The sequence below is a fragment of the Paenibacillus sp. FSL H7-689 genome (genome assembly GCF_000517905.1).
GTDB lineage: Bacteria > Bacillota > Bacilli > Paenibacillales > Paenibacillaceae > Paenibacillus > Paenibacillus amylolyticus.
This window is the reverse complement of record NZ_ASPU01000057.1, coordinates 349,729-365,668: the sequence shown is the minus strand read 5'-3', so window position 1 is coordinate 365,668 and position 15,940 is coordinate 349,729. Positions and strand designations below refer to the sequence as shown.

Sequence of the window (15,940 nt, the reverse complement as noted above, 5' to 3'; positions counted from 1 at the left end):
TAAAAGCATATTAAAGGAACCCCAATTGAATTAATGTCTACTTTGTCATTTTGGACTGTTCCAAAATACCATTTTTGGATATGTATATCCAATCCATGCGTTGCTATACTAGCATGACGTTCCACACATTCTTCACAATACATAAGAAGGAACTAATCTCAATTATCCATTCCTGTTCGGAATAGAAAGAAGGTGGCTGACATGAAACATCTAGTAGAAGAAAATCTTCAAGCTGTAAGACAGCAAATGGCATTGGCCTGCCAGGCTTCAGGTCGCAACATAGAGGACATCCAATTGTTGCTCGCGACCAAAACGGTACCGCTTGAGAAATTACAAATAGCTATCCAAGCAGGTGAGCTCCTGTTTGGAGAAAACAAAGCTCAGGAACTCCGAGACAAATTCCCACTCATGGAACAAAGCAAGCAGGTGGAATGGCATTTTATCGGGCATCTGCAAACAAATAAAATAAAGGACGTTGTTAAATATGTTACGCTCATCCATTCCGTAGATCGTCTGAAACTGGGTCAAGCGTTACATAACCAGCTTCTCAAAGAGAATAAGACCTTAGACATTCTTGTGCAAATTAATACGTCCTACGAAGAAAGTAAATTTGGTGCCTCTCCAGAAACAGCCGTCGAGCTTGTAGAACAGTTGTCTCAATTCGAGACATTAAATGTGAAAGGTTTAATGACCATTGGAAAACTGAATGCGACAAACGAAGAAACACGACATTGTTTTCGATTGTTAAACCAGATCCGTACACAGATTAAAGAGAAAAATATTCCACGCGTAGAAATGGATATTTTATCGATGGGTATGTCTGGTGACTTCCAAGTCGCCATTGAAGAAGGAGCTACAATGATACGTGTAGGAACAAGTGTATTTGGACCACGGTATTTACCAGACGAATATTACTGGAATGAAAACACACGCATCGATGATTAAGTGAGAGGTAGTGTTAAATATGAAGACAGCATCCCCTTCGTTACGTGGCCGTGATTTGATATCGCCGGTAATCGCCGCTTTGATATCCGTAATTGTTAATTACGGGGGTACGTTTATCCTTGTTTTTCAAGCTGCAAAAGTGGCTGGTTTAAGCCCGGAAATGACCGCTTCCTGGATATGGTCCATCTCGATTGGGGTAGGAGTAACGGGGATTTGGCTCAGTTATCGATATAAGGAGCCGATTATTACAGCCTGGTCTACACCGGGTGTGGCGTTTCTCGTTTCAGCATTAGCGGTAACCCCTTATCCAGAAGCTATTGGCGCGTACATGATTTCAGCAGTTGGATTTATTATTTTGGGTTGGTCAGGCATGTTTGAACGTTTCGTTCGACTTATTCCCCCAGGCATCGCTTCCGGATTGTTAGCTGGTATTTTACTACAGTTTGGAATATCGGCCTTTGGAGGGGCGAAGGTAGATCCTTTGCTTGTGATTGTACTCTTTGCAGCCTATATCGTGTTAAGAAGGTTTACTTCCCGTTACGCTATTGTTGGCATAATGGCAATCGGTTTGATTTATTTGATATGCATGGGGAAAACAGACTTCAGTACAATCCAATTGGCTGTAGCATCGCCTGTATTTGTTGTTCCAGCATTTTCGTTAAATGCTTTACTTGGCGTTGCGCTACCGCTGTTCATTATTACTTTGACAGGGCAGTATATGCCCGGAATGCTTGTTCTGCGTAATGATGGATTCAAGACAAGTGCCAATCCCATTTTAGCTGTAACAGGTTTGGGTTCGCTTCTTGCAGCCCCATTCGGATCACATGCTTTTAATGTGGCAGCTATTACAGCAGCGATTTGTACAGGAAAGGATGCACATGAGGATTCAACCAAACGTTATATTGCAGGTATTGCTTGTGGTGTTTTTTATATTTTTGTCGGCATTTTTGGCGTAACATTGGCTGCTCTGTTTTTGATTCTTCCTGCTACCTTTATTGCAACATTAGCGGGATTAGCCTTACTTGGAACGATCGGTGGCAGTCTTGCCAATGCATTAACGGACCCTAAGGGACGTGAAACTGCATTGATTACGTTTTTGGCGACAGCAGCGAATGTGACTTTGCTTGGTGTGGGTGGTGCATTTTGGGGACTGTTTGCAGGAATGATGGCACATCTACTGATGAATAGTAAATTTCCCAAAAAACAGTTTGGAACGAATAAATAACCGTAATATTGAGAGGAAGATGTTCATGAAACATTTGGAGAAGCAAGATAAAGTAATAGGAATGGCTGTCCAGCAAGAGCTTGGAAGGCAGCAGGATAAGATAGAACTGATTGCATCAGAGAATTTTGTAAGTCAAGCTGTAATGGAAGCAACAGGTTCGGTATTGACCAATAAATATGCGGAGGGGTATCCGGGCAGAAGATATTATGGCGGGTGTGAGCATGTCGATACAGTCGAAGAGATAGCAAATAGCCGCCTTAAAGCACTTTTTGGCGCTGAACATGCAAATGTGCAGCCTCACTCCGGTTCTCAGGCCAACATGGCTGTGTATTTTGCCTCGGTTGAGATTGGGGACACAATACTTGGCATGAATCTATCCCAGGGTGGTCATCTAACACACGGAAGTACTGTTAATTTTTCAGGTAGGTTTTACAATTTTGTTTCATATGGTGTCGATGCACAGACGGGCCGCATTGACTTTGACGAAGTACGTAAACTTGCTTATAAGTATCGTCCACGCATGATTGTTGCAGGTGGAAGTGCATACCCGCGGACCATTGAGTTTGAATTATTTGCCCAGATTGCCGCCGAAGTGGGAGCTCTTTTCTTTGTAGATATGGCGCATATAGCAGGAATTGTTGCGGCAGGTTTGCATCCTAACCCGGTACCACATGCCCATTTTGTTTCAACCACCACACACAAGACCTTACGAGGACCACGAGGGGGAGCCATTTTGTGCCGGGACTCCTGGGCAAAGGTGATCGACAAAGCTGTATTCCCGGGAACCCAGGGTGGGCCATTCATGCACGTTATCGCGGGGAAAGCGGTGGCATTAGGTGAGGCATTGCAATCCGATTTCACAACATATATTGAAGGTGTTCTGAGTAACGCCAACGTATTGGCAGAAACTTTAATGAATGAAGGACTCACCCTTGTATCGGGAGGAACAGATAATCATATCGTGTTGGTTGACTTACGAACTATGGGCCTTACAGGCAAAGAAGCCGAAGCTTTACTGGATGAAGTAGGGATTACGGCGAATAAAAATGCAATTCCTCACGATACGGCAAGTCCTTTGGTTACAAGCGGTATTCGTTTTGGAACTCCGGCTATGACTTCAAGAGGGCTTGGAGCCAGGGAAATGAAAGAAATTGCTCAGCTGATAGGGCTTGCTTTTAAAAATCCAAAGAACTCGGATGTGAAAAATCAAATATTAGGTAGTGTCCGTGAAATCACTTCGCAATTTCCTCTATATGAAGGACTTAAATAGCTCAACAGCAGACACAAATAGAGCCTGCAATTGTTCCTAATGGATAACAATTGCAGGCTCGTAATGTGCTTGTTTATATTGAAACTTAAGACAGCCCTAGTAGGCTATACCTACACGAGACTGTACATACTCATCAGACATTAATTGCTGATAAGCAAACTCCGCAGTATCGATTACAGATATAGAAGTTCCACCGTCAGGCAAATAGTCGCGCTCAACCCGGTACTTACCAAGAGATTCTCCATCAAATAAGTAGGTAGGACACACGATGGTCCATTCTAACTCTGAAGCCTTCAGAATGTTGTACATCTCCAGATGCTCTTCAGCTGCTCGCGTGGACTTACGTTTGGACTCAGGGGATTGAAAACGAAGCAAGCCAGGATCCGTTCGACTTTCCAATATTCCTGCTGTACCAATGGTAATGATTCTTTTGATACGCTCCTGAGCCATAGCCTCAGCAATATGTCCCATGGATTGCGATAATGTAGTTGTTCCATCGGTACTTAAGGAACTAACAACGAGATCCACACCCTGTATGGCGTGATGAATATCCTCTTTGACTAAAGCGTTTCCTTGATGTAGAACGAAATTGTCATCGTTGATTTGTACCTTTTCCGGGCTTCTAACCAGTGCAGTTACATGATGATTGGAACGTAGGGCATTAGAGACGAAATGACTTCCAACCCGTCCGGTGGCTCCTAACACTAAAATTTTCATTACAAAAAACATCCTTTCGAATCCGATTGGAGAGCATGTTCTCCATCATAATACAATCTTTGCAAGCCGATGTATGCCTTCCTCAATCTGCTCCTCATCCACTTTCGCAAAACCTAATATCCATCCTTTTCGATGACTCTCCAAGCAATATCTACTAAGCGGATACACGCGTACACCTTGATCAAGGGCAGCATTTGTCAGCGCTTCTTCGTCAAATGACGTTTCAGATTCTAGAAGCATATGTAATCCCGTTTCCACACCACTTAATGTAAATCGTGAGCCTAGCCCAGAAGCAACAATGGCTTTGGTCATGACTTCGTGTCTGCGTCGATATATGTTCCGAACTCTTCGCATATGGCGCATAAAATGACCACGCTCAATAAAATGAGTTAGCGTTAATTGTTCCATAATCGGCAGATGACGATAGGTTAATTCATGAACTTGGGTAAGGCGATCGATGGCTATTTTGGGGCCGATGATAGCGGATAGTCGAATGCCAGGTGCAACCATTTTGGAAAAACTCATCATATAAAGCGTATTCTGAGGTTGCTGACTAAATATAGTTGGAAGTGGATCTCCACGGTACCTAAATTCGCTATCGTAGTCATCCTCAACAATCCAATATCGATGATGAGTTGCCAAGTGCATCAATTGTTGCCTGCGTGGCTCCGACATAATAACACCAACGGCGCATTGATGAGAAGGTGTGACAAATACGAGTTTCGTCTGTGGGTGAATATGATCTACACATAATCCATACTCATCAACCGGAACGGGATCGACTTGCATCCGGCGGTATTTCATCGCCATCCAAGCGGCAGGGAAGCCGGGATCTTCAACCGAAACTCTGTCTCCCTCACTTAAGAGAGCCTGGGCAATTAAATCAATGCTATGTTGTGCACCTGAGGTTAACAAGATTTGATCAACATCGATATGAATGCCTCGTTCAAGTGATAAATAACGTTGAATCTGCTCTCTTAACGCCAGTAACCCTCTGGCATCGCCATAAGCCCATATATCCAAATTAGGTTCAGCGGAAGCTTGTAAAAAGGATTGCCTCCAGGCTTTTGTGAAACTTTCATCCAGATAAGGCTCGTGGGGATTAAAATCAATTTCTATTTTGCGATTGTCTCTATTGCCAAACCAACTATGCAGATGACCAATCGATTCGTTTAGTGTAGGCAATTCGGGCGGAATAGGCCCTTGCATCGTGACGTCTTCTGATGAACGAGGTGCATATGTCCAATCACTAACTCTTGTCCCGGCTCGTCGGGAGGTTATCGTATACCCTCGACTGAATAATTCCTCGTACACAATCTGTATGGTTGAGCGTGAAACACCAATTAATTGAGCAAGTTCGCGTGAGGGGAGTAGCAATTCTCCTGGTTGCCATTTCCCGGTTGTGATATTATGAATCGCTTGATCCAAAAGTTGCTGCCAGATCGGGCGTTGGTCATTCCGATTAACTTTTAGCATTGCTTCAACTCCATTACTCATGCTGAATTATGGACTGCATTTATTTATGTACTTAGCCATGTTATTGGCACTCCATTGATTGATATACCATTATAGCAAAAGTTTAATTTGCAAACAAAACAAAGATGGACTAAAGCGATTTTACCGTGTGTCCAACCTATTTGGGTTGGTCCTGCTTGGTTCATACTCGATTCATATTCAAGCCACAGACAGTTCATCTTCTTCGGTTACACTACGGGAGTACGAACACAGAGATTCCTAATCCATAGACTAGACAGGAGAAGATGAGATTGACACGAAAGAAACGAACGTCTATCGCCGCCATAACTTTGGTGTTTGCAATGATGTCCCCAATGTCGGCCATGGCCACACCCGCTACCAGTAACGGTAGTAGCTCTACGTATGATCTAACTAAAAAGGCAGTAAGTGCAAAGGCCAAGGTACTCACTGAATCATACGCTACGACAAGTGTGCAGTACGCACTGATGGATGAGGGTGAGATTGTGATCTCCGGTCAGGCAGGAAAAAGCGACCTGATAAACAACATCCCGCTTTCTTCAGATACTATGTATGGCATTGGTTCAACCAGCAAAATGATGCTCACAACCGCCGTAATGAAGCTAGTGGACCAGGGCAAGATCGATCTTGATGAGCCTGTCGTGAAGTATATTCCGGACTTTAAAATGAAAGACAAGCGTTACCAACAGATTACACCACGCATGTTACTGAATCATTCATCCGGGCTTCTAGGAACGTCAAGTAACAGTGCAATACTGTTTGGAGATAATGATACCTATGCACATGATACGTTACTGGAACAATTGGCGACGCAACATCTGAAGGCCGATCCTGGCGCATACTCGGTGTATAGTAATGACGGTTTTACATTAGCTGAAATTTTGGTTGAGCGGGTCAGTGGCATGGACTTCACAACTTTCATGCACCGGTACATAACCGAGCCTCTTGGTATGGAGCATACCAAAACACCGCAGGATATTGTAGAGCTTAGCAAGATGGCAGCAACATATGCCCCTTCGGATGAGGAGAAACTTCCATTAGAGACTACAAATATGATTGCCTCGGGAGGCATCTATTCCACCGCTGAAGATCTGGTTCAGTTCTCGAAAATCTTTACAGGTGAGGTTGAAGGTGTTCTTTCGGAGGAATCCGTAGAGGCCATGGAGCAAGAAGAATACAAGAGAGGCATGTGGCCGGAAGAAGGCGATTCTTCTATTGGTTACGGCCTGGGCTGGGACAGCGTGAACCTGTTTCCTTTTAATGATTACGGCATCCAGGCAGTAAGCAAAGGTGGCAATACAATAACCTATCATTCCTCCTTGATTGTGTTACCGGAATATAATATGGCTGCTGCCGTAACCTCTTCGGGTGGTCATAGCTCAACGGATCAATTGCTGGCAACTGAGCTGTTGCTTGGCGCGCTTGAGGAGAAGAATATCATTCCAGATCGTAAGCCGGAGAAGTCACATGATGCACCTGTGAAAACAACTATGCCAACAGAACTTTCACAGCATACAGGCATGTACGCTGGTGGGGCAAACATGTTAATGAAGCTGGACGTAAAAGATGATGGGCAATTAACGCTATCTAATCTGTCGTCTCCTAACAGTTCTGATCAGACCTATACGTACACCGCTGATGGCTCATTTGTTAATGATGCGGCTACGGAAAAGCTGAAGTTCGTTCAGGAAGTCAACGGGCACACATATTTGTGGTCTCGCTCGTATCAGTCTGTTCCTGGGCTTGGGCAAGTTGCTTCCTCTGAATATAAGGCAGAAAAGCTTGAAACCAATGAATTGTCGGAAGAAGTAAAGGCCGCATGGCAGAAACGGGAAGGCAAAGCCTACGTGTTGGTCAATGAAAAATACACATCAACACTGTACAACGCAGCGATGCCGATGATTCCCATTCATACTTTTAATGAGCTGCCGGGTTATGTCTACACGAATAAAATCGTTGGAGCTAACCAAGCTGTGAACCAATTGCAAATTCCTGGATTAGCGGGCCGTGACACGATGGAGTTTAATTTCTATGAGGAAAATGGCGTGGAATATGTTACAGCTGGAGGCAACGTTTATGTTGCTCAAGACATCATCAAACCGATCTATGCGGGAAAACAATCAAAGACAACGATTCAGGCGAATGGTCATGCCACATGGTATTCGATTCCTGCATCAGCTGCAGGTAAAGAAATGACGGTCAAGATGTCTGCAAACAGCGCATTTGCTGTATATAACCAAGCTGGCATAGGCATTAATCATACAGTGGTCAGTGGACAAAACGAAATTGTGTTGCCTGAGAACGGAACTATTGTATTCGCGGGTGAAGCTGGTTCGAAGTTCGAGATTGTATTGACAACCAGAGCAAATTAATAGATTATAAAAAACTGTACAATAAAAAGTCGCGGAAATCGCGGCTTTTTTTGAGTTTTAAATTTTAAATAATACGTTTTAAAGTAAATGTACCTTTTTTCAGATTCACAATGTAATATTGGGTTTCGCGAAGCTTACCTAAAGGGTAAGTATTAAAAGGACTTTTACTGGTTGGAAAAAAATGATGGAGGAAAATGTTGCAAGTGGAAAGGCAAAGCATTGATTGTTAATATACAGTAAATAATAACAATCAAATGGGCAGAAGATCGACAAAAAGCATAACCGTAATACCGATTCCAAAGAAAATAATGATTATTCGGACAATACCGAGACGGGGAGGACACATGAAAACAACGAAGATCTCATTTTTTATACTTTCACTGATGCTGCTCCTGGTGAGCGGTCTATCAGGATGGGTAGGGAACGCTGCCGCAGCGTCCGATTCCGGTAAAACCTATGTTATCGGAACTGATGTCACATTTGCTCCATTCGAATATGAAGATGAGAATGGTGATTTTGTTGGTATCGACATGGATTTGCTGGATGCCATCGCCAAAGATCAAAATTTCAAGTATCAAATCAAATCCCTGGGATTTAACGCAGCTGTACAGGCACTTGAGGCGAATCAAGTCGATGGTGTGATCGCAGGGATGAGTATTACGGATGAGCGAAAAGCAAAATTTGATTTTTCAGAGCCATATTATGATTCAGGCGTTGTTATGGGGATTAGTTCCAATAATGATACCATTAAAAGTTACGAAGATCTTCGTGGTAAAAAGGTCGCTGTAAAAACGGGAACAGAAGGGTACAGCTTTGCTGAATCCATCGCCTCAAAGTATGGGTTTACGATTGTTCCATTCGACGAATCATATCAAATGTATGATGATGTAATGACTGGTAATTCGGTGGCCTGTTTTGAAGATGAACCCGTTCTAAGATATGGGGTAAAACAAAATAACGGATTGAAAATTGTTACCGACAAAGAGGACGGGGCTTCCTACGGATTTGCGGTAAGTAAGGGTAAAAATCAGGAACTTCTGGAGATGTTCAATGCGGGTCTTGTAAATATCAAAGCTAATGGTGAGTACAAGCGCATTATCGAAGAATATGTTGGAGAGAACGCCCAAGTCGTAAATCTGGGGCGTTGGGAGCTAATTCAGAAATCCCTTCCCTCACTTTTGAAAGGTCTGGGGAAAACACTCTTATATACGATTGTGTCCCTGTTCTTCGCGTTTATCATCGGTCTGATTTTCGGATTCATGAAGGTTGGACAGAACAAATTCCTGCGTGTTGTTGCCACCGTATTTGTGGATATCTTCCGCGGTATTCCGCTGATTGTCCTGGCATTCTTTATCTATTTTGGGATTCCACAGGCGATGGGCTTCACGATGCCATTGTTCCTGGCGGCTATTCTGACACTTAGTCTGAATGCAGGGGCGTACGTAACCGAGATTATCCGAGGCGGGATTCAATCGATTGATCGTGGTCAGATGGAAGCTGCCCGTTCATTGGGCATTCCTTATCGCAAAGCGATGATAAAGATCGTTATTCCGCAGGCAGTGCGGGTTATGATTCCGTCCTTCATTAACCAGATGGTTATCACGTTGAAGGATACGTCAATCTTATCCGTTATTGGTCTCGTAGAGTTGACACAATCGGGTAAAATTGTTATTGCAAGAACGTTCTCCTCTTTTGACATTTGGTTAACGGTTGCGGTTATGTACCTGATTGTCATTATCACATTGACCAAAATTGCTGATTATCTGGAGGTGAAGGTTCGTCGTGGCTAAAATAAAAGTTGAAGGTTTGAAGAAAAGTTTCGGCTCGAATCAGGTCCTCAAGGGAATTGATGTGGCGGTCAACGAAGGAGAAGTTGTCTGTGTCATCGGGCCTTCCGGTTCGGGAAAAAGTACCTTCTTGCGCTGCATTAACCAATTAGATGTGATTACGGCAGGCCGGGTTATTGTGGATGATCAGGATCTGAATGACCCTAAAACCAACCTGAACAAAGCTCGCGAAAATATTGGAATGGTATTTCAACATTTTAACTTGTTCCCTCATTTTAGTGTGCTTAAAAACATCATGTTTGCGCCCAGAGAACTCGGGATATTAAATGCACAGCAGGCTCGTGATACAGCACTCAAATTACTTGAGCGTGTGGGTCTGTCTGATAAAGCAGAGAGCTTCCCAACACAACTGTCAGGTGGACAAAAACAACGTGTAGCTATCGCTCGTGCGCTTGCTATGAATCCGGATGTTATGTTATTTGATGAACCGACGTCGGCGCTTGACCCTGAGATGGTAGGAGAAGTTCTCGGTGTTATGAAGGACCTCGCGAGCGAAGGCATGACGATGATGATTGTTACCCATGAGATGGGTTTTGCTCGTGAAGTAGCTGATCGTGTGATCTTCATGGACGGTGGTTATATTGTCGAGCAGGGCACTCCTGAAGAGATATTTGGAAATCCGAAGAATGAACGGACGATCAGCTTTTTGGAAAAGGTACTCTAGCACTGAATCGAGAATGAATACATTGAAAGTCGCTATTTTAGCGGCTTTTTTTGTTATATTTATGAGGTGATTTAATAGAAAGACCGAACAAACTAAGCCAAGAAAGTGAGGTCTATACTCCATGGAAAACGTGTCACAAGAAGATCAACTGCAATCCATTAAAGCCTTTCAATCAACCATCCGCAAATCGGAAAATGCCTTAGTGAATATGACTCAGAAAAGGAATAACACAACATTGTTACAGAAACGTCTCCAAGCTTTATACATCGGCCTAGCACTGTTGGAAAAGATATGGAATCAGAAATCTCATCCCTACACGGAGGAAGATATCGCAGAAGCCCGCCTTGTCTTGATGGGATTGTTCCCATCTCTAGAGAGCACGTATGCCAATTCCAAAGAAGGTAGCCCACAAAAGACTCTTCTAGAAAGAAGGATTAAAGCATTTCATCTGGCCGTTCAAGCCATGGATACATACTGATGAAATGAGAGAGAGGTCTGTCTAATGAACGACAGACCTCTCTTTTTCTTTTGCAAGCTTAGGAAAACCGATAGAGACGCACACCGTGCACAGGTACAGTAGTAACTAAGGAATTCTCTGTTAATTGAGCTGCTTCTTGGCTCCACAATTCGGTACCTTCGGTAATGCCGGACAGTCCGACCTCATCAATGGACAGATCCACAGGTAGAGCATTCTCGCCGATGTTAAACACAGCGACGTAAGAGGAACCATCCGTATGCTGGGCAGTCCACACAATAAGATCTTCTTTGCGTAAGGCTTCTCTGGCTCCGTAACTCTCGCGATGCATTCGCAGAACCTCACGATTAGTTAGCAGGGATAGTGTCCAGTCATCGTTATCTCGCAGTTCACCACCAAAGATGAGCGGGGAACGGAAGATGCTCCACAGTGACATCATCGTCAACTGCTCGTCAGGTGTGAACCGAGTCCAGCGATCTGCTCCACCACCGTCTACAGAACGGATACCGATATGACCCAAAGGCAACATATCACAGTCTGGCCAGCAGCCTGCTTTGGGAACGCTCTGCCACGTCCGGCAGCGGTCGAACATATCCAATAACAGTGGCCAGAGGTCCCAGAAATCGTCCGTGACACGCCACATGTTGGCATGATCAGCCAAGAATTCTGAGTATTCTACTGGAGCAGGGCCAGGAGAGAGACTTAGTACCATGGGCCGACCGGAGCGCTCAATCGCTTTGGATATCATTTCGATCTCAGGTTGATGGGTGTCATAGAGCCTTGAAGCAGCAATATCGTCAACCTTCACCAAGTCAACGCCCCATTGTGCATACAGTTCAAACAGCGAATCGTAGTAGGCTTGTGCGCCTTCTTTTGAGCTATCAACACCATACATATCTGTATTCCACGGACAGATGGAGTTAGGATGAGCAATATCGCGCGCAGTGGCGGTTGTTCCCAGAATCGGAGTAGCCGCATGTGCAGCTTGACGTGGAATACCACGCATGATGTGAATGCCGAATTGCAGCCCCAGACTATGAACGTAGTCGGCTAATGGCTTGAATCCCTGTCCACCTGCAGCGGAGGGAAACCGATTCTCGGCAGGCATAAGCCGCGAATATTCATCCATGATGAGTGGAACGAACGGACGATATTGCGAAGAATTGGCCAAAGGCTCGTACCATTGAATGTCGACCGTAATATAGCTCCAGCCGAAGTCTTTAAGATGTTCTGCCATGTACTCGGCGTTGCCACGAATTTCGTCTTCCGTAACGGCTGCGCCGTAACAATCCCAGCTGTTCCAGCCAAGCGGTGGAGTTGATGCTGCAAGTGTATGATTCATGGGAATGCTCCTTTATGGATTAATTATTGCTCTCGCTCAATTCATCATAATAAAGGAATTTATTAATATCTACAGTAATGTTGAGTGTCGAATAGCAAAATATTGCGGTTAATCGAAGAACAATTTACGGTACACAAGGCTTTCTCCGCCACTACGAAATTCACCTGGCGTAACGCCGGTTATGCTGCGAAAGGCTTTGATAAAATAACTTCCGCTGGAATACCCGACTTGCTCGGCGATGACTTCAATGCTAAGAGAAGTTCCGCGCAGCAGTTCCATTGCTTTCTCGGTACGTACACGGGTTAGATAAGAACCAGGCGTCAAGCCCGTACTGGAGGAAAAGCGACGTATAAAGTGATATTTGGAAAGGGAAACATGCTCCGCTAGGTGATCGATACTGATCATCTTGGAGTAGTTGTTTTCTATGTATTCAACGGCTATTTGAATGTTTTCAGACCAATTCTCCCTGTTGCGCAATGTTGTTCTCTGTAATCGCGTTAATTCTGTCATGAACTGATATACGCTGGATGATGCGATCAGAGGATCAGTTATTCTGCCTGTTGCCGCATCAGTCACGATCATCCGCAACAGTCGGATGGGTGTACAATCAGCGGGAAGATAGGGAACTTCTCCCGCTTCACGAAGAAATTTTCTCCAATGGGGCAGAATAAGAGTGGGCCTGAAAAGCAGGAACAGAAACTCCCAAGGTTCTTTTGATACTGAATGGTAGTAATAGCGATGTGGCCCTGGAATTTCTGCCAAAAAAGCTTGTCCTGCGGTAACATGATGAATGCGATTATTCGACTCAAATACACCTTCACCCGAGACTGTATATTGGAATAACAGAAGAGGCCCGTCCGAACGTTCGAGTCCATCCCAATGATAAGAAGGATCGGTTATTGAATCACATCCAGCCGCATACAGTACACACAGTTGGAGCTCCTGGTCTTCCGCGAATCGAAACCCATAGGTTCCTCTAGGGATATTCATGTCAGCTCTCCTTGTTGCCCTGAATTTTTACTGTGCTCCGCGAATGAAAATATCTACTAGCTTTTGGCCCAATGAAAGATTGGAACCATATTTATGCAAGTTATCTTCCCGGTTACCCATTAACATCAATGTCGAGAAAGTCTCTGCGAGGAAAAATGGATCGTCCGTTCGTAGTCTATTTTCATCCATTGCCCGTTGGAAATGGGAAGCTAACACTTCATGAATCTGATGCTCCGCGTTGCGTATATCCTGAATTTGAGCTGGTTCAAGAAAAGGCTCAGCTTCCCTGAGCATGGTTTCAATCTCCGCATGCGGATTTCCCAGTCTGGCCTCTGCCAGACGAACAAGCCCCGACTCTAGATTCTCGGCTTGATCAAGGATATGCGAGGTTAACCGACTCACATTCTGTAGCATCGTTGTAAAGGCAACCTTAAAAAGCTCGGGTTTGCTGGTGAAATGATAATAAATGGTTGGTTTTGACACGCTACATGTTTTGCCAATTTGCTGAAGCGTGACTGTTTCGTAGCCATACTCCATGAATAACTGTGAAGCGGTTTGAATAATGGTTTGCTGAATTGAGATATCGTCGTTGCCATGTTTGGGTCTTCCAGGCAATCGTTTGGGTGATTTTTCTGTCATTGGACTTCCCTCCATGAATATTTTATGACAAATAACGATAGTAAGCAAAATCATCTTGTAATTATACTTACCGGTAAGTATAATTATGAAGAGTTAAATAAGACATATCATTATCCTCAATACTAAGGTGGTTTTAAGGTTGAAAACAGCACAACGTACTAACAATTGGAAAAAAATAATCATGTGGACCATCTTGTCCATCGTTATCATCGTGGCCGGCGTTTACGTATATCTCAATTCGGTTACGTATAGTCCTTCTGAGCGAGCTGAAACGGCGATGACAAGTGATGCTCAGGTTAAAGTCGCCAAGTTTAAGGACGGTTACCGATTTGAACCCGTGGGTACAGAGATAACCAAACCGAATATTATTTTTTATCCAGGTGGTCTGGTTGAACCTGAAAGTTATTCTCCACTTGCCAGAGAAATGGCAGAACAGGGTCACCGCGTATATATCGCGAACATGCCAATAAACTTGGCGATTTTCGGTCAAAACAAGGCTGATTCCTTTATCGAGGAACATCCTGACGAAGCGTTTGTTATTGGTGGCCATTCTTTGGGAGGCTCATTTGCATCACGGTATGCTGCGGAGCACAATGAGAAGTTGGAAGGCGTCTTTTTCTTGGCTTCTTATGCAGATGAAGGGGGGAGCGTGAAGAATACGGACTTGTCTATCTTACAGATTACAGGCTCGGATGACGGAGTGCTTAACTGGGAAGACTGGGAGAACTCCAAAGCAAATCTTCCGGAAGACACGACATATGTGAGTATTGAGGGTGGAAATCACGGTCAATTTGGCTCATACGGCATGCAAAAAGGAGATAATCAACCTGCCATTACGGAAGATAAGCAGTTGGAAGAGGTTGTTGTAGCCCTGGAGAACTGGATGGATACATTAAATTAAACTATTAAATGAATGTGTTGAATGGTAATGATCGTGGTACGATTAAAGTCGCTATTTTAGCGGCTTTTTTTGTTGTAGAATAAAAATAATGCTTCAATGGAGCAAGGCAACAGCTTTTATTGATTTAATTTCAACTCCATAATAGGCTTACAGAATTGCTTTAATTACCACAAATCGTTAACATTAGAAGCATTGTCATCGAAATAGCACCAAAACGGAAGACAGCAAGAGCAAGAACATCAAAAGGAGAAAAGATTATGTTTTTCAGAAAATTTGCTTACACATTAGTGATCATCCTCGCTGCATTATTGTTCTCGGGTTGTACGTCAGAGTCTTTGCGTGATCTTGGATCACCTCAAGTTTCGGAGGATATGGGATTTGATGAGGTTGCCGACTATATCTCGGAGCACAATGAACTTCCACCAAATTATATTACCAAGAAAGAGGCCAGAGATCTGGGATGGGAACCAAGCGAAGGTAACCTGCGAGAAGTCGCTCCAGGCAAAAGCATCGGCGGCGACGTGTTCAGGAACCGGGAAGGATTACTCCCCAACAAAAAAGGCCGGATCTGGTACGAAGCGGATATAAATTACTCAGGAGGACGGCGCGGAAGCGACCGAATTCTATACTCCAATGACGGTCTAATCTACCAGACGACAGATCATTACAAGTCATTTGAACAGTTAAAATAACGGAGGAAATGATATGAGCATCATTCAGATTAACGGAAACGACTTTCACAGCAAGGAAGAGCTTCATCAAATTTTGCAGAACCAGCTTGAGTTAGACGAGAGTTATGGAGGCAATTTGGACGCTCTATGGGATGTCTTGACAGGGGCTGTAAGCATGCCGATTACTTTTCAATGGATTGGGTTCGAGAAAAGTAAAGAAATTCTTGGAGATTACGCTGATCAAGTCATGGAATTGTTGCGGGAAGTTGAAGCAGAAATCCAAGGATTTACGTTAGAACTATATTATTGAAAAGCAGGTTTGGCTTTATGAGGCGATGGGCAACCATCGCTTTTTTGGTCTTTACATTTTTACTGAGACTCATGTCTA

At 43.9% G+C, this 15,940-nt stretch carries 15 protein-coding genes; 10 read left to right on the top strand and 5 right to left on the bottom strand.

The window, feature by feature from the left end; genetic code table 11:
* The first annotated feature begins 201 nt into the window (after positions 1-201).
* Genes C170_RS26470 through glyA form a run of 3 tightly spaced genes read left to right on the top strand, consistent with a single transcriptional unit; the run spans position 202 to position 3,440 of the window.
* Entirely contained in the window at positions 202-945 is a 744-nt protein-coding gene (locus C170_RS26470; protein ID WP_036615970.1) for a YggS family pyridoxal phosphate-dependent enzyme, read from the top strand.
* Positions 946-964: 19 nt separating this feature from the next.
* On the top strand, positions 965-2,170 hold the full coding sequence (locus tag C170_RS26465; protein WP_036615968.1) for a benzoate/H(+) symporter BenE family transporter: 1,206 nt from the start codon (positions 965-967) through the stop codon (positions 2,168-2,170).
* Between the two features lie 25 nt (positions 2,171-2,195).
* Positions 2,196-3,440, top strand: coding sequence for a serine hydroxymethyltransferase (gene glyA, locus C170_RS26460; RefSeq protein ID WP_036615966.1), 1,245 nt, complete (start codon positions 2,196-2,198; stop codon positions 3,438-3,440).
* A 96-nt stretch (positions 3,441-3,536) separates the two neighbouring features.
* On the opposite strand, the gene C170_RS26455 is transcribed toward glyA, so the two are convergent.
* Positions 3,537-4,157 carry an NAD(P)-dependent oxidoreductase gene (locus C170_RS26455; protein ID WP_036615963.1) on the bottom strand — a complete coding sequence of 207 codons (621 nt, stop codon included), beginning with the start codon at positions 4,155-4,157 and terminating at the stop codon, positions 3,537-3,539.
* Positions 4,158-4,202: 45 nt separating this feature from the next.
* Positions 4,203-5,633 (bottom strand): MocR-like pyridoxine biosynthesis transcription factor PdxR, encoded by a 1,431-nt coding sequence (gene pdxR / locus C170_RS26450; RefSeq protein ID WP_036615960.1) that lies wholly within the window; start codon positions 5,631-5,633, stop codon positions 4,203-4,205.
* Between the two features lie 284 nt (positions 5,634-5,917).
* Between pdxR and C170_RS26445 the strand changes: the two genes are divergently transcribed.
* The 4 genes from C170_RS26445 (at position 5,918) to C170_RS26430 (ending at position 11,012) form a co-directional block, all read left to right on the top strand.
* Positions 5,918-8,023, top strand: a complete 2,106-nt coding sequence (locus C170_RS26445) for a serine hydrolase domain-containing protein (RefSeq protein WP_036615958.1) — start codon at positions 5,918-5,920, stop codon at positions 8,021-8,023.
* Positions 8,024-8,367: 344 nt separating this feature from the next.
* Positions 8,368-9,813: an amino acid ABC transporter substrate-binding protein/permease gene (locus C170_RS26440; protein WP_036615955.1), complete on the top strand. Its 1,446-nt coding sequence runs from the start codon at positions 8,368-8,370 to the stop codon at positions 9,811-9,813.
* Complete coding sequence (locus tag C170_RS26435; RefSeq protein WP_036615952.1) at positions 9,806-10,534, top strand: amino acid ABC transporter ATP-binding protein; 729 nt, start codon at positions 9,806-9,808, stop codon at positions 10,532-10,534. Before C170_RS26440 ends, C170_RS26435 begins: the two co-directional genes overlap by 8 nt.
* 121 nt (positions 10,535-10,655) lie before the next feature.
* Positions 10,656-11,012, top strand: coding sequence for a hypothetical protein (locus tag C170_RS26430; protein ID WP_036615949.1), 357 nt, complete (start codon positions 10,656-10,658; stop codon positions 11,010-11,012).
* Between the two features lie 58 nt (positions 11,013-11,070).
* On the opposite strand, the gene C170_RS26425 is transcribed toward C170_RS26430, so the two are convergent.
* The 3 genes from C170_RS26425 to C170_RS26415 all read right to left on the bottom strand — a co-directional run bounded on the left by C170_RS26425 (position 11,071) and on the right by C170_RS26415 (position 13,980).
* A complete protein-coding gene (locus tag C170_RS26425) occupies positions 11,071-12,351 on the bottom strand; it encodes a glycoside hydrolase family 27 protein (protein WP_036615947.1) in 1,281 nt (426 codons plus the stop codon).
* A gap of 108 nt (positions 12,352-12,459) precedes the next feature.
* The gene (locus C170_RS26420; RefSeq protein ID WP_036615944.1) at positions 12,460-13,341 is read right to left on the bottom strand and encodes a helix-turn-helix domain-containing protein; all 882 of its coding nucleotides are present in this window, start codon (positions 13,339-13,341) and stop codon (positions 12,460-12,462) included.
* Between the two features lie 27 nt (positions 13,342-13,368).
* Positions 13,369-13,980 carry a TetR/AcrR family transcriptional regulator gene (locus C170_RS26415; protein WP_036615941.1) on the bottom strand — a complete coding sequence of 204 codons (612 nt, stop codon included), beginning with the start codon at positions 13,978-13,980 and terminating at the stop codon, positions 13,369-13,371.
* A 139-nt stretch (positions 13,981-14,119) separates the two neighbouring features.
* On the opposite strand from C170_RS26415, the gene C170_RS26410 reads away from it, so the two are divergent.
* The 3 genes from C170_RS26410 (at position 14,120) to C170_RS26400 (ending at position 15,862) form a co-directional block, all read left to right on the top strand.
* Positions 14,120-14,881, top strand: a complete 762-nt coding sequence (locus tag C170_RS26410; protein WP_036615939.1) for an alpha/beta hydrolase — start codon at positions 14,120-14,122, stop codon at positions 14,879-14,881.
* A gap of 257 nt (positions 14,882-15,138) precedes the next feature.
* The gene (locus C170_RS26405; protein ID WP_036615937.1) at positions 15,139-15,573 is read left to right on the top strand and encodes a ribonuclease domain-containing protein; all 435 of its coding nucleotides are present in this window, start codon (positions 15,139-15,141) and stop codon (positions 15,571-15,573) included.
* A 13-nt stretch (positions 15,574-15,586) separates the two neighbouring features.
* On the top strand, positions 15,587-15,862 hold the full coding sequence (locus C170_RS26400; RefSeq protein ID WP_036615935.1) for a barstar family protein: 276 nt from the start codon (positions 15,587-15,589) through the stop codon (positions 15,860-15,862).
* Positions 15,863-15,940 lie beyond the last annotated feature (78 nt).

What these genes read in the sequence shown, in the direction of transcription:
- glyA (WP_036615966.1), top strand. Translation starts at nt 2,196, where the DNA reads ATGAAACATTTGGAGAAGCAAGATAAAGTAATAGGAATGGCTGTCCAG.
- C170_RS26470 (WP_036615970.1), top strand. Translation starts at nt 202, where the DNA reads ATGAAACATCTAGTAGAAGAAAATCTTCAAGCTGTAAGACAGCAAATG.
- C170_RS26400 (WP_036615935.1), top strand. Translation starts at nt 15,587, where the DNA reads ATGAGCATCATTCAGATTAACGGAAACGACTTTCACAGCAAGGAAGAG.
- C170_RS26445 (WP_036615958.1), top strand. Translation starts at nt 5,918, where the DNA reads ATGAGATTGACACGAAAGAAACGAACGTCTATCGCCGCCATAACTTTG.
- C170_RS26465 (WP_036615968.1), top strand. Translation starts at nt 965, where the DNA reads ATGAAGACAGCATCCCCTTCGTTACGTGGCCGTGATTTGATATCGCCG.
- C170_RS26455 (WP_036615963.1), bottom strand. Translation starts at nt 4,157, where the DNA reads ATGAAAATTTTAGTGTTAGGAGCCACCGGACGGGTTGGAAGTCATTTC.
- C170_RS26415 (WP_036615941.1), bottom strand. Translation starts at nt 13,980, where the DNA reads ATGACAGAAAAATCACCCAAACGATTGCCTGGAAGACCCAAACATGGC.
- C170_RS26430 (WP_036615949.1), top strand. Translation starts at nt 10,656, where the DNA reads ATGGAAAACGTGTCACAAGAAGATCAACTGCAATCCATTAAAGCCTTT.
- C170_RS26425 (WP_036615947.1), bottom strand. Translation starts at nt 12,351, where the DNA reads ATGAATCATACACTTGCAGCATCAACTCCACCGCTTGGCTGGAACAGC.
- C170_RS26420 (WP_036615944.1), bottom strand. Translation starts at nt 13,341, where the DNA reads ATGAATATCCCTAGAGGAACCTATGGGTTTCGATTCGCGGAAGACCAG.
- C170_RS26405 (WP_036615937.1), top strand. Translation starts at nt 15,139, where the DNA reads ATGTTTTTCAGAAAATTTGCTTACACATTAGTGATCATCCTCGCTGCA.
- C170_RS26440 (WP_036615955.1), top strand. Translation starts at nt 8,368, where the DNA reads ATGAAAACAACGAAGATCTCATTTTTTATACTTTCACTGATGCTGCTC.
- pdxR (WP_036615960.1), bottom strand. Translation starts at nt 5,633, where the DNA reads ATGCTAAAAGTTAATCGGAATGACCAACGCCCGATCTGGCAGCAACTT.